This is a genomic window from Amycolatopsis sp. NPDC051716, assembly GCF_040681595.1.
GTDB lineage: Bacteria > Actinomycetota > Actinomycetes > Mycobacteriales > Pseudonocardiaceae > Amycolatopsis.
Map to the genome: position 1 here is coordinate 316,657 of NZ_JBFAZA010000004.1, position 13,286 is coordinate 329,942.

Genomic DNA, 13,286 nt, shown 5'->3' on the forward strand with positions numbered 1-13,286 from the left:
GACTTCGGCCGGGCGGACGGGCTCGACCGCGAAGGTCATCGTGGCGCCGAGCCCCTGCGAGTAGGTCGGCTTGGGGCGGACCGCCCAGCGGTAGTCCGTGCCGTCGACGGTGATAAGCCGGGAACCCTTGCGGGGCAACGTCATGTGTTTCCTCCCGGCCTCGAAAATACGCCGGGGCCGGGTCAGGGGCGATCGCGTTTCCGGAGCCAGGCTTCGAGGCGCTCGAAGTGCTCGCTCGTCAAGCCGGTGTGCGCGTCGACCGGGATCAGCTCGGTCGGCACCTCCGTGCGGCGGCCGAGGAACGCCCGCCGGGCGTCGGGGAACAGGTCGAAGTCGTCGTCGAACCAGGCCAGGGGGCGGCCCGCGGCGAAGCGGGCCACCGGGCCGAACTTCCACGCCGCCTGGGGCTCGGGGAACTCGATCACCGGCAACGACGGCAGCCCGATCGCCGGACCCACCTGGCGGTTCGCCCGGTGCTCCCAGCTGGTCGCCCAGGCCAGCTCCGCGTTCGCGGAACCCGCCAGGGCGAGCAGCGCGGGGCCGTGGGCCGGGTTCAGCCAGATCCGCAAGCGCTTGCGGCTCCAGCGGGAGAGCCGCAGCGACTGCTCGACGTAGCCGGCGGGCTTCGCGTGGCGCGGGGCCGCCCACGGGCTCAGCGGGCCGTCCACGTCGAGCAGGATCAGCGGTCTCACACGGCTTACAGCGTCAGACCGGTCAAGACCGTTACCCGCTCCTCCGTGAAGTCCGCCATCGCCGCCGCCGGGCCTTCGCGGCCCACGCCCGAGTCCTTCACCCCGCCGTAGGGCATCTGGTCCGCGCGGAAGCTCGGCACGTCGCCGACGATCACGCCACCGACGCGCAGCGCGGCCGACACCTCGAACGCCGTCGGCAGATCGCGGGTGAACACGCCCGCCTGCAGCCCGAAGCGCGACGCGTTGATGCGTTCGATCCCCTCGGGCACCGAAGCGACCCGGACCAGCGAAACCACCGGCCCGAACACCTCCTCGGCCAGCACCGCCGCGTCCTCCGGGACGTCCGCCAGCACCGTCGGCTCGACCGTCGCCCCCGACCGGGCACCGCCCGTCAGAAGGCGGCCACCCGCGGACACCGCGGCCGTGATCCACGACGAAACCCGGGAAGCGGCATCGACGTTGATCAGCGGGCCGACGTCCACGCCCTCCGCGCGCGGGTCGCCGGTGCGCAACGCCCGGACCTCGGCCAGCACCTTCGAGGCCAGCGCGTCGAACACCGAAGTGTGCGCGTACACCCGCTGCACCGAGATGCACGACTGCCCGGCCTGGTACATCGCGAACGTCGCGATGCGCTGGGCCGCGAAGTCCAGGTCCGGCCAGTCCGGGCAGACCAGGACCGCGCCGTTGCCGCCCAGCTCCAGTGCCACGTGCTTGCGCGGGACGCGGTCGCGGATCGCCCAGCCGACCGGGACCGAGCCGGTGAACGACACCACCGGCAGCCGCGGGTCCTCGACGAGGCGGGCCGACGTCTCGTTGTCCACCGGCAGGATCGACCACGACCCCGCCGGCAGGTCCGCGCCGGCCAGGATCTCGCCGAGCAGCAACGCCGTCAGCGGGGTCGCCGGCGCGGGCTTGAGCACGATCGGCGCGCCCACCGCGATCGCCGGGGCCACCTTGTGCGCCACCAGGTTCAGCGGGAAGTTGAACGGCGTGATGCCCAGCACCGGGCCGCGCGGCACCCGCCGCACCAGCGCCAGCCGGCCGGTGCCGCCCGGGTCCGTGTCGAGCCGCTGCAGCTCGCCCGAGAAGCGGCGGGCCTCCTCCGCCGCCCAGCGGAACGTCGACGCCGCGCGCCCCACCTCGCCGCGCGCCCACTTCAGCGGCTTGCCCGACTCCGCCGTGATGAGCGCAGCGATCTCCTCGGACCGCTCACCCAGCGAACGGGACACGTGGTCCAACGCCCCGGCGCGGACGTGCGCGGGCAGCGTCGCGAACTCGTCGGCGACGTCGTGGGCCGCCTGCACCGCGGCCTCGACGTCCGACGGAGAGGGAACGAAGTGGGACCCCGCCGAAGAACCGTCGTAAGGGTGCTCGACCGAAGCGAGCGCGCCGCCGGTCACCGGCTTCCCGGCGACCCAGAACGGGAACGTCACGCGCGGACCTCCGTCCGGACCGCGTGTTCGAGCACCGAGAGGCCCTCGTCGAGCAGGTCGTCGGCCAGCGACAGCGGCGGCAGCAGCCGGACGACGTTGCCGTAGGTCCCGCAGGTCAGCACCACGACCCCGGCGCGGTGACAGGCCGCCGCGACGCGCTTGGTGAGGTCGGCGTCCGGCTCCGCCGAACCGGGCTTGACGAACTCCGCGGCCAGCATCGCGCCGCGCCCGCGGACGTCGCCGATGACCCCCGTTTCGGCGGCCAGCGCCCGCAATCGCGGCAGCACGACGCCTTCGATGCGCTTGGCCGACGCGGCGAGGTCCTCGGCCTTCATCGTCTCGATCGAGCCGAGCGCCGCGGCGCAGGCGATCGGGTTGCCGCCGTACGTGCCGCCCAGGCCGCCCGGCGGGACGGCGTCGAGCAGCTCGGCGCGGCCGGTGACGGCCGACAGCGGCAGGCCGCCCGCGATGCCCTTGGCCGTCGCGATCAGGTCCGGCACCACGTCTTCGTCGGTGGACGCGAACCAGGAACCGGTGCGGCAGAAGCCGGTCTGGACCTCGTCGGCGACGTACACGACGCCGTTTTCGCGGCACCAGGCCGCGATCGCGGGCAGGAAGCCGCGCGCGGGCTCGATGAAGCCGCCCTCGCCCTGGATCGGCTCCAGGACCACCGCGGCCACCTGGTCGCCGCCGATCTGCTTTTCGATCCGGTCGATGGCCAGCGCCGCCGCTTCGGGGCCGGACAGGCCGTCTCGGAACGGGTACGAGCCCGGCACGCGGTAGACCTCGGGCGCGAAGGGGCCGAAGCCGTGCTTGTAGGGCACGGATTTCGCGGTCATGCCCATCGTCAGGTTGGTGCGGCCGTGGTAGGCGTGGTCGAACACGACGACGGCTTGGCGCCCGGTCGCCACCCGCGCGATCTTCACGGCGTTCTCGACGGCTTCGGCGCCCGAGTTGAACAGCACCGACTTCTTCGCGTGGTCGCCCGGCGTCAGCTCGGCCAGCGCTTCGCAGACTTCGACGTACCCCTCGTACGGCGTGACCATGAAACAGGTGTGGGTGAACCAGCAGGCCTGCTTGCGGACGCGGTCGACCACCGCCGGCGCGGAGTGCCCGACGTTGGTCACCGCGATGCCGGAGCCGAAGTCGATCAGCACGTTGCCGTCGGCGTCGGTGAGCAGGCCGCCGCTGGCGGAGGTGACGTAGACGGGCAGCACCGAGCTGACCCCGGCGGCGACGGCGGCGGCGCGGCGCTGCTGCAGCTCGCGCGAGAGCGGGCCGGGGATTTCGGTCTGCAGCCTGCGCTGGCGGGGCGCCGGGGCCTGCGGCGCGGCGGTGGTGCTTGCGGTCACGGCGTGCTCCTGGGAAGTCGGGGACGTCCTCAGGATGCGGGCCGGTCCGGGCGCCGTCAGCTGGACGTTCTGGCTAATTCAGCGCGTAGGATTGGCCGTTATGGCACTCACCCTGGCCGGGCTGGCCGCCGAGCGCCCGCTCGGGCTGCGGGTGCTGACCGGCGAAGCCGTCTTGGACCGCCCGATCGGCTGGGTCCACCCGACGGAGCTGACCGACCCGCAGGCCTTCCTCGAGGGCGGCGAGCTGCTGCTCACCACCGGTCTGGCCCTGGACGAAGAGACGGCACCGGCCTACGTGCGCCGTCTCGTGGACGCCGGGGTCGCCGGCCTCGGCTTCGGTGTCGGGCTGAGCCACGACGAGGTCCCGCGGGCCCTCGTGGCGACGGCGGCCGAGGTGGGGCTCCCGGTGCTGGAGGTACCGCGGAAGACGCCGTTCATCGCGATCACCCGCGCGGTTTCGCGCGCGGTGGCGGCCGACGAGTACGCGACGACGGTCCGCATCGGCCGCGCCCAGCAGGACCTGACCCGCACGGCGGTCGGCCAGGGCGGCCCGGCGGGGGTGCTGCGCAAGCTGGCGAAGCTGGTCGACGGCTGGGTGCTCCTCTTCGACCGCACGACCGTCACCGAAGCCACCCCGGCGAGCGCGCGTGCGTACGGCGTTCTGCTGCGCGAAGAGCTGGAGCGGCTTCGCACCGGCACCCGGGCCGTTTCCGTCGACGGCCGGGAAGTCGTTCTCCAGACCCTCGACACCGGCGCGCGGCGAGTGCTCGCCGTCGGGACCGCGGAACCGCTCGACACCGCGGGGCGGCACATCGTGAACACCGCGGTCTCGGTGCTTTCGCTGGCGCTGGAACAGGATCGCGCGCAGGCGGCGGCGCGGGAGGCGCTGCGGACCGGGCTGGTGGAGTTGCTCGCCGGCGGCCAGGCCGAACTCGCGCTGCGCGTGCTGACCGCGACGGGCGAGAAGCCGCCGGAGCCGCCGTGGTCGGTGCTGGTGTTCCTCGGACCGCCCGCGGCTCGGCGCAAGCTGCTCGGCGCGCTCGAGGGAGAGCTGTTCGCGGCGCGATCCGGTGCGTCGGTGGTCGCCTTCGGGCCGGCGAGCGTTGTCGAGCCGGTAGCCGAGGCGGCGCTGCGGGTGGGCGGCCTGCACGGCGGGGTGGCGGGGCCGGTCGCCCCGCGTGAGTTCGCCGCCGGGCTCGAACAGGCCGAGCTGGCGGCTCAGGCGGCGGAGGCCGAGGACAAGATCCTGGTCTCGGCCGCCGAGCACTCGGCCCGCGGCCTGCTCTCCCTCATCGACCCCGTGGTGGCCCGCGTCTACGGCGAGCACCTGCTGGGCCCGCTGCGCCGCCACGACGAAACGGGCCGCGGCGACCTCGTCGAGTCGCTGCGCTGCTGGCTGGAGCACCACGGCCACTGGGACGTGGCGGCCGCGCGGCTGGGGGTGCACCGGCACACGCTGCGGAACCGGATCACCAAGGCGCAGGAGCTGCTGGGCCGCGATCTGGATTCACCGGGCGTCCGCGCGGAACTTTGGGTGGTGCTGCAAACCTGAGCACCCCGATGGGCGTCTTCGGGAGGTGACCGGGAAACGCGCGGCGGTGGTGGCGGTCGTCGTCGTGCTGCTCGCGGCGGGCGGGTTCGCGTTCCTGCCGTGGACGGCCAACCACTTCGGGTACGCCCTGCCGGGCGCCGGCGGGCTCCCGTACCGCATTCACCACGCCGGCCGGGACTACCACAGCACCATGACCTGCGCGGGCGCCGGCTGGTGTGCCGGCGACCAGTCGCCCTGCGTGCCACCGGCCCGGTTCGGCGGCGACGAATCGTCCCTGACCCAGGTCGACGAGGTGAGCACGTTGTTCGGGCCGCCGCACGCCGTGTTCCTCACCCGGCCGGTGCCCGCGGGAACTCCGTTGACCGTTCTCGTGCGGGCCGGTCCCGGCTGCTTCGTGGGATATGGGTTGATGGGCGGGCCTTAAGCCCCGGTCACCAGGACGATCGGCGAATCCCCGCACCGCCGCAGCCCCGGCCCGGGCGCCGCTCCCGCCGACCACCACGCCGGGACGTCGGCTTCGCGCACCAGCGATCCCGTCGGCTGCCGGACGCTGTTCGACACGATCACCCGGCCCTGCGCGTTCAGCAACGCCGCCCCCCGGCCCAGGGACCGCAGCCGGGGACGCACCGCGCGTTCGAACTCGCGCACGTAGACGTCCGCCCCGGCCACGCCCGCGAACGAGCCGCCGCGGACGACCGGGATCGTGAACGTCAGCGTGTACTCGTCGGTGCACAGGTAGTCCACGTACGGGCCGTTGATGTGCCGCCGCCCGGTGTCGCGGGGGACCGTGAACCACGACTGACGCGTGTAGTCCAGGAAGTTCTCGCTCGCCGGGTCGAGGCTGATGAACAGCTGGGCCGGGGGAGATCCGGCCGTCCACCACTCGAAGCCGAACTCCGAGTCGGCGAGCACGCGCGGTGCGCTGACGAAGCCCGCGCCGATGATCAGGCCGCCCAGCGCCTCCGTGATCTGCGGGCGGATCCGGTGCAGCGCGGCGGCGGCCGGCGTGTCCGCCAGCACCGACTCGGCGGCCGCCTGCACGGGCTTGAGCCGCTCGAAAACCCCTTCCACCAACGCGGAAACCTGCTCGACGACCTCGTCGCCGGCCAGCGTGCGGGTGTCGTTCACGGTGCTCACCTCGATGCGCGGAGTAGCGGAAGTTTACGGGGTGAGCAGGGCGAGGTGCACGTCCGCGAGCCGGTCGAGCGCGGCCAGCAGGTGCTCCTCCGTCAACTTGCGGGCCAGGTCACCGTCCGCGGAGGAAATCGCCGCGGTGATGGCCGCGTGTTCCTCGCAGGACGGGCCCGCGGGCCCGAGCGGCAACCACAGCAGCCCGCCGAGCTCGCTCTGCAGGTGGACCTCCTCGTGCGTCAGCCGCGGCGACTGCGCGGCCGCGGCGACCTCCAGGTGGAACTGCCGCTCCGCCCGGGTGAAGTCGAGGCCGTGGGCCGTGCGGAGGTCGTCGGTCGCCAGCCGCAGCCGGGCGACGTCTTCTGGAGAGCTGCGCTCGGCGGCGAGCTTGGCGGCGGCCCCGGCGATCGCGAGGTAATGGTCGCCGACGTCCCGGAGGTCCGACAGCGACACCTCGCGCAACCGCGAGCGCCACGCGTCCGGCGGCGGGTTGGCCGGCGCGCGGACGAAGCTGCCGCCGCTGCGCCCCCGCCGCGTCTCGACCAGCCCCTGCTGGCGCAGGGCCACGAGCGCTTCCCGGACGGTCACGGTCGAGACGCCGAACTGGGCGGCCAGGTCGGCTTCGCTGGGCAGCTGTTCGGAGTCGGCGAGCAGGCCGAGCGTGATGGCGTCGACCAGCCGCGCCGCCACCGCCTCCGCCCGCCCGACCTGGCCGAGCGGGGCGAACATGGCGGATCGCGCGCTGTGCGACATGCCCTTGCGCATCGTGATCCTCGCCGGTCGGAGTACCCGTTCGCACCAATCTTGCCCCATCCCCTTGTCCTATTACATATGAAGTCATATGTTTTAGCTCCCGTCAGCACCGAGGAGTGAGCGTGCAGGAGCTGAAGCACTACGTCGGCGGCGCGTACGTCGAGTCCAAATCGGGCCGGACGGCCGAGATCACCGACCCCGTCACCGGGCGCCCCTACTGCACCGCCCCGATCGCCGGACCCGAAGACGTCGACAATGCGCTGCAGGTCGCCGCGACCGCGTTCGAGACCTGGCGCACGACCACTCCCGCCCAGCGCCAGCTCGCGCTGCTCAAGCTCGCCGACGCCCTCGAAGCCCGCGCCGAAGAGATCGTCCGCGCCGAGTCCGCGAACACCGGCAAGCCGATCGCGCTCACGATGTCCGAAGAGATCCCGATGGTCCTGGACCAGGTCCGGTTCTTCGCCGGGGCCGCGCGGGTGCTCGAGGGCCGCGCGGCGGGGGAGTACATGGAGGGCCACACGTCGTTCGTCCGGCGGGAGCCCGTCGGCGTCTGCGCCCAGGTCACGCCGTGGAACTACCCGCTGCTGATGGCCATCTGGAAGATCGCGCCCGCGCTCGCGGCCGGCAACACCGTCGTGCTCAAGCCGTCCGACACCACCCCGGCGTCCTCGCTGCTGCTCGCCGAGATCGCCGGCGAGTTCTTCCCGCCGGGCGTGTTCAACGTGCTCTGCGGCGACCGCGACACCGGCCGCGCGCTGGTCGAGCACGACATCCCGGCCATGGTGTCGATCACCGGCTCGGTCCGGGCGGGCATCGAAGTCGCGAGGTCCGCCGCGAACGACGTCAAGCGCGTGCACCTGGAACTCGGCGGCAAGGCGCCGGTCATCGTCTTCGGCGACGCCGACCTCGAAGCGGCCGCCGAGGCCATCGCCGTCGCCGGGTACTTCAACGCGGGCCAGGACTGCACCGCCGCCACCCGGGTGCTGGTCGCCGACGACGTGCACGACACCTTCGTCGCCGCGCTCACCCGGCAGGCCGCGCAGGCCAAGACGGGCAAGCCGGACGACGAAGACGTCGCCTACGGCCCGCTCAACAACGCCGCTCAGCTCGAAAAGGTGGCCGGTTTCGTCGACCGGCTGCCCGCCCACGCGACCGTCCACTGTGGAGGACATCGGGTCGGCGACGAAGGCTACTTCTACGAAGCCACCGTGGTCTCCGGCGTCCGCCAGGACGACGAGATCAGCCAGCACGAGATCTTCGGCCCGGTCATCACCGTCCAGCGCTTCTCCGACGAGGCGGAGGCGCTGAAGGCCGCCAACGCCGTGCAGTACGGCCTCGCGTCCTCGGTCTGGACCCGCGACCACCAGCGGGCGATGCGCGCCGCCGCGAAGCTCGACTTCGGCTGCGTCTGGATCAACACGCACATCCCGCTGGTCGCCGAGATGCCGCACGGCGGGTTCAAGAAGTCCGGCTACGGCAAGGACCTCTCGCTCTACGGCCTCGAGGACTACACGCGCGTCAAGCACGTGATGAGCGCACTGTGAGGGTCGCGATGCCCAACCAAGCACCGTCCGAGACCCGCGAAGAGCCCGCGGCACCCGAAAGCACGCGCCCGGCCATCCGGCTTTCCGGGCTGCGCAAGCACTTCGGCGACGTCCACGCGGTCGACGGTGTCGACCTCGACATCCCGCCGGGCGAGTTCTTCTCGATGCTCGGCCCGTCCGGCTCCGGCAAAACGACGGTGCTGCGCATGATCGCCGGGTTCGAGCTGCCGACCGAGGGCACGATCGAGCTCGACGGCCACGACGTCAGCCGGCTCGCGCCGTTCGAGCGCGACGTCAACACGGTGTTCCAGGACTACGCGCTGTTCCCCCACATGGACGTGCAGCAGAACGTCGAGTACGGCCTGCGCGTCAAGCGCGTCCCGAAGCGGCAACGCCGGGAGCGCGCGCTCGAAGCGCTGAAGACCGTGCGGCTGGAGGACTACGGCTCGCGCAAGCCCGCGCAGCTCTCGGGCGGCCAGCGCCAGCGTGTCGCCCTGGCCCGCGCGCTGGTCAACCGGCCCAAGGTGCTGCTGCTCGACGAACCCCTCGGCGCGCTCGACCTCAAGCTGCGCCAGACCATGCAGCTCGAGCTCAAGCAGATCCAGCGGGACGTCGGCATCACGTTCGTCTTCGTCACCCACGACCAGGACGAGGCCCTCACCATGAGCGACCGCATCGCGGTGTTCAACGACGGGAAGATCGAGCAGGTCGGGCCGCCCGAAGAGGTCTACGAACGGCCCGCGAGCGCGTTCGTCGCCGGGTTCGTCGGGACGTCCAACCTGCTGGGCGGCCGCGGCGCCGAGTCGGTCATCGGCCGGCCGGGGCTGTTCAGCATCCGGCCGGAGAAGATCCGCATCGACGGCGACCTGTCCGAACCCGCCGCGGCCGGGCACACCAGCGCCACCGGCACGGTCACCGACGTCGTCTACGCCGGGGCGACCGTGCGGTACGCCGTGGCGCTCGACGCCGGCGGGCAGCTCTCGGTCGTCCGACAGAACACCGATGGTGCCGCCGGGTTCGGCGACGGGCGCGTCCGGCTCAGCTGGCGCGACGAACACAGCTTCCAAGTCCGGTAGTACCTCGAAAGGGACGCCATGAAGAACAGGAAGACGCGGCTCGCCGGGGTCCTCGGCGCCAGCCTGCTGTTGGCTGCATGTGGCACGTCCGGCTCGAACTCCGCCGCCCCACCCGGCGCGCAGGGGTTCACGCCGCCGAAGCTGGAAGCGCTGAAGGCGCTCGGCCAGCCGGAAGGGCAGCTGAACGTCCTGGCCTGGCCGGGGTACGCGGAGAACGGCTCGAACGACCCGAAGGTGAACTGGGTGACGCCGTTCGAGCAGCAGACCGGCTGCAAGGTGAACGTCAAGCCGTTCGGCACGTCCGACGAGGCCGTCACGCTGATGAAGACCGGGCAGTACGACGTCGTGTCCGCCTCCGGGGACGCGTCGCTGCGGCTGGTCGCTTCCGGGGACGCCGAGCCGGTGAACACCGCGCTGGTGCCGAACTACGCCGACGTCCAGCCGTTCCTGAAGAACAAGCCGTGGAACAGCGTCGGCGGCGTCTCCTACGGCATCCCGCACGGCTGGGGCGCGAACCTGCTGACCTGGCGCACCGACAAGGTGACGCCGGCGCCGGCGTCGTGGTCGGTGGTGTTCGACGCGAACTCGCCCTACAAGGGCAAGGTGATCGCCTACGACTCGCCGATCTACATCGCCGATGCCGCGCTGTACCTGCAGGCCCACCAGCCGGACCTCGGCATCAAGAACCCGTACGCCCTCGACGACAAGCAGTTCACCGCCGCGGTCAACCTGCTCAAGCAGCAGCGGCCGCTGGTGTCCGAGTACTGGTCGGACTACCTCAAGGAGTCCCAGGCGCTGAAGAACGCCGACGCCGTCGTCGGGACCGCCTGGCAGGTCACGGTCAACCTGACCAAGGGCGAGGGTGCGCCGCTCGAAGCCGCCGTGCCGAGCGAGGGTGCGACCGGGTGGTCGGACACCTGGATGGTCGCGGCGAAGTCGCCGCACAAGACGTGCGCGTACAAGTGGCTCGACTACATCGTCAGCCCGAAGGTCAACGCCCAGGTCGCCGAGTACTTCGGCGAGGCGCCGGCCAACCCCAAGGCGTGCGCGGAGATGACGGACAAGACGCTCTGCGACACCTACCACGCCAACGACGCCGGGTACGCGGCGAAGATCGCGTACTGGACCACGCCTATCCAGCAGTGCCTCGACGGCCGTACGGACGTCAAGTGCAAGGACTACGGCGAGTGGACCCGCGCCTGGACCGAAATCAAGGGCTGACCCCAGACCCCGGACGCGGCGGGCTGTGTCCCCCCACTCCGCCCGCCGCGTCCGGCCTCATCCTGCGAGGCAAGATGACCGCCTTCTTCTACCGGAGACCCAAGCTGCGCCTGGGTTTCCTGTTGTCGGCGCCGCTGCTTTGGCTGGGCCTGGCCTACCTGGGCGCGCTCGCCGCGCTGTTCGTCACGGCGTTCTGGCACACCGACAGTTTCACCGGCCAGGTCGTCATCGACTGGTCGCTGGGCAACTTCGAGACGCTGTTCACCGACGCGGTGTACCGCACGATCACCTTCCGCACGGTCGGGATCGCGGCGCTGGTGACGGTGATCGACGCCGTCATCGCGTTCCCGATGGCCTTCGCGATGGCCAAGCTCGCTTCGCCGCGCGCGCAGCGGATCCTGGTGATCGCGGTGATGACGCCGCTGTGGGCGAGCTACCTGGTGAAGGCGTACGCGTGGCGGTCGATGCTGTCCGGCAACGGCGCCCTGAGCTCGATTTCGCCCGGGTACGGCGTCACGGCCACGATCATCACGCTGTCCTACCTCTGGCTGCCGTACATGATCCTGCCGATCTACGCCGGTCTCGACCGGCTGCCCGACTCCCTGGTGGACGCTTCCGGCGACCTCGGCGCGCGCTCGTTCCGGACGTTCCGCTCGGTGATCCTGCCGCTGACGTTCCCGGCGATCGTGGCGGGCTCGATCTTCACGTTTTCGCTGTCCCTGGGCGACTACATCGCGGTGAAGATCGTCGGCGGCACGTCCCAGATGCTCGGCAACGTCGTCTACGACAACATCGGCGCGGCGAACAACCTGCCGTTCGCGGCGACGGTGGCGACGGTGCCGGTCGTGATCATGCTCGGCTACCTGGCCGCGGTGCGCCGCACCGGCGCGCTCGACAACCTCTAGGAGCTTCCATGCGTACCTCCCGGGTGTTGTTGTGGACGGCGCTGGGCCTGGGCTTGGCGGTGATCTACTTCCCGCTGGTGGTGGTGCTGCTCAACTCGTTCAACGCGGACACGACGTTCGGCTGGCCGCCGTCGCGGTTCACGCTGGAGTGGTGGAGCCGGGCCGCGTCGAACGAAGGGGCGCTGCACGCGCTGTGGACGAGCGTCGAGGCGGGCCTGGCGGCGACGGCGATCGCGCTGGTGCTCGGCACGATGGCCGCGTTCGCCTTGCAGCGCTACCGGTTCTTCGGGCGCAACCCGGTGTCGCTGCTGATCATCCTGCCGATCGCGCTGCCGGGGATCGTCACGGGCATCGCGCTGAACAACGCGTTCCGGACCATCCTGGGCATCGACCTCGGCCTGCTGACGGCGATCATCGCGCACGCGACGTTCTGCATCGTGGTGGTGTTCAACAACGTGGTCGCGCGGCTGCGCCGGATGGGCGGCAACCTGGAGGAGGCCTCGATGGACCTCGGCGCGACCGGCCTCACGACGTTCCGGCTGGTGACGTTCCCGATGCTGCGGTCGGCGTTGCTGGCGGGCGGCCTCCTGGCCTTCGCGCTGTCGTTCGACGAGATCATCGTGACGACGTTCACCCTGGGCACCGGCATGGAGACGCTGCCGATCTGGATCTACGACAACCTGTTCCGGCCGAACCAGGCCCCGATCGTCAACGTGGTGGCGGCGGTCCTGATCGTGGCGTCGACGGTCCCGGTGTATCTCGCCCAGCGCCTGTCCGGCGATACGGCTTCGGGTGGCCGCCTTTAAGCGACCGACCGGATCGTGCCGCCGTCGACGCGGATCGTCGCGCCGCTCACGTACGCCGCCGCCGGGCTGACCAGGTAGCCGACCGCGGCCGCGATCTCCTCCGGGCGGCCCAGCCGGCCGACGTCGTTCGGGACCAGGTCGTGGGCGGCGCCGCGCTCGATGTCCTCCCACGACGTCCCCCACCCGTGTGCCGGGGCGATTTCCGTGAGCAGGTCGCGCACGGAGCCGACCAGGATCGCGCCGGGGGACACCACGTTCGACGTCACGCCGGTGCCGGCGAGGTCGCGGGCGAGGGACACCGCCAGGTTGTGCCGCGCGGCCAGCGTCGCCGTGTAGTGCGGCTGCATCGCCAGGGGCTGGATCGCCAGGCCGCCGCCGATCTGGACCACCCGGCCCCACCCGCGCTCGCGCATGGCCGGTACGCAGCGCTGGATCATCCGGACCGCCGAGACGACGTTCGCCTCGTACATCGCGGTCCAGTCCGCCGCCGTCGCGTCGGTCCACCCGAGGTGGTCGTACGCGCCGGCGTTGTTGACCAGGACGTCGACGTCCCCGGCCGCCTCGGCGACCGCGTCGGCTCCGGCGTCGGTCGACAAATCGCCCAGGGCGACCCCGGCCGCGCCGATCGCCGCCGCCACCTTCTCCGTGCGGGCCGCGTCCCGGCCGTGGACCACGACCGAAGCGCCTTCCGCGGCCAGCAGCCGCGCGATCGCCTCGCCGAGACCCGCGCTCGAACCGGTGACAAGAGCGCGTTTACCCGCGATTTCGAGATCCATGAAGCACCTTCTCCAGAGGTATACAACTGTAGACTTACGGTAAGT

At 71.7% G+C, this 13,286-nt stretch carries 13 protein-coding genes; 7 read left to right on the plus strand and 6 right to left on the minus strand.

The annotated features are described in order from the left end of the window. Positions 1–182 precede the first annotated feature (182 nt). The 3 genes from AB0M30_RS07580 to gabT are packed head-to-tail and all read right to left on the minus strand — an operon-like array spanning position 183 to position 3,477. Positions 183–692 carry a hypothetical protein gene (locus AB0M30_RS07580; protein ID WP_364581155.1) on the minus strand — a complete coding sequence of 170 codons (510 nt, stop codon included), beginning with the start codon at positions 690–692 and terminating at the stop codon, positions 183–185. Between the two features lie 5 nt (positions 693–697). Next, a complete protein-coding gene (locus tag AB0M30_RS07585; protein WP_364581156.1) occupies positions 698–2,125 on the minus strand; it encodes an aldehyde dehydrogenase family protein in 1,428 nt (475 codons plus the stop codon). After that, positions 2,122–3,477, minus strand: coding sequence for a 4-aminobutyrate--2-oxoglutarate transaminase (gene gabT / locus AB0M30_RS07590; RefSeq protein WP_364581159.1), 1,356 nt, complete (start codon positions 3,475–3,477; stop codon positions 2,122–2,124). Before gabT ends, AB0M30_RS07585 begins: the two co-directional genes overlap by 4 nt. 100 nt (positions 3,478–3,577) lie before the next feature. On the opposite strand from gabT, the gene AB0M30_RS07595 reads away from it, so the two are divergent. Together AB0M30_RS07595 and AB0M30_RS07600 are read left to right on the plus strand one after the other, a co-directional pair. Further along, a complete protein-coding gene (locus tag AB0M30_RS07595; protein ID WP_364581162.1) occupies positions 3,578–5,029 on the plus strand; it encodes a PucR family transcriptional regulator in 1,452 nt (483 codons plus the stop codon). Between the two features lie 25 nt (positions 5,030–5,054). Then, positions 5,055–5,453 carry a hypothetical protein gene (locus AB0M30_RS07600; protein ID WP_364581165.1) on the plus strand — a complete coding sequence of 133 codons (399 nt, stop codon included), beginning with the start codon at positions 5,055–5,057 and terminating at the stop codon, positions 5,451–5,453. On the opposite strand, the gene AB0M30_RS07605 is transcribed toward AB0M30_RS07600, so the two are convergent. Further along, on the minus strand, positions 5,450–6,157 hold the full coding sequence (locus AB0M30_RS07605; RefSeq protein ID WP_364581168.1) for a cache domain-containing protein: 708 nt from the start codon (positions 6,155–6,157) through the stop codon (positions 5,450–5,452). The two genes, AB0M30_RS07600 and AB0M30_RS07605, sit on opposite strands and share 4 nt — an antisense overlap. A 33-nt stretch (positions 6,158–6,190) precedes the next feature. Further along, positions 6,191–6,925: an FCD domain-containing protein gene (locus AB0M30_RS07610; RefSeq protein ID WP_364581171.1), complete on the minus strand. Its 735-nt coding sequence runs from the start codon at positions 6,923–6,925 to the stop codon at positions 6,191–6,193. A gap of 110 nt (positions 6,926–7,035) precedes the next feature. Between AB0M30_RS07610 and AB0M30_RS07615 the strand changes: the two genes are divergently transcribed. From AB0M30_RS07615 to AB0M30_RS07635, 5 genes are all read left to right on the plus strand, one after another. Next, positions 7,036–8,457: a gamma-aminobutyraldehyde dehydrogenase gene (locus tag AB0M30_RS07615; RefSeq protein ID WP_364581174.1), complete on the plus strand. Its 1,422-nt coding sequence runs from the start codon at positions 7,036–7,038 to the stop codon at positions 8,455–8,457. Between the two features lie 8 nt (positions 8,458–8,465). Continuing rightward, complete coding sequence (locus AB0M30_RS07620) at positions 8,466–9,533, plus strand: ABC transporter ATP-binding protein (RefSeq protein ID WP_364581176.1); 1,068 nt, start codon at positions 8,466–8,468, stop codon at positions 9,531–9,533. 18 nt (positions 9,534–9,551) lie between these two features. After that, positions 9,552–10,754, plus strand: coding sequence for an ABC transporter substrate-binding protein (locus tag AB0M30_RS07625; protein ID WP_364581179.1), 1,203 nt, complete (start codon positions 9,552–9,554; stop codon positions 10,752–10,754). A gap of 74 nt (positions 10,755–10,828) precedes the next feature. After that, positions 10,829–11,659 (plus strand): ABC transporter permease, encoded by an 831-nt coding sequence (locus tag AB0M30_RS07630; protein WP_364581181.1) that lies wholly within the window; start codon positions 10,829–10,831, stop codon positions 11,657–11,659. Between the two features lie 8 nt (positions 11,660–11,667). Continuing rightward, the gene (locus AB0M30_RS07635; protein ID WP_364581184.1) at positions 11,668–12,465 is read left to right on the plus strand and encodes an ABC transporter permease; all 798 of its coding nucleotides are present in this window, start codon (positions 11,668–11,670) and stop codon (positions 12,463–12,465) included. On the opposite strand, the gene AB0M30_RS07640 is transcribed toward AB0M30_RS07635, so the two are convergent. Beyond that, complete coding sequence (locus tag AB0M30_RS07640) at positions 12,462–13,241, minus strand: SDR family NAD(P)-dependent oxidoreductase (RefSeq protein WP_364581187.1); 780 nt, start codon at positions 13,239–13,241, stop codon at positions 12,462–12,464. The two genes, AB0M30_RS07635 and AB0M30_RS07640, sit on opposite strands and share 4 nt — an antisense overlap. Positions 13,242–13,286: the final 45 nt, after the last annotated feature.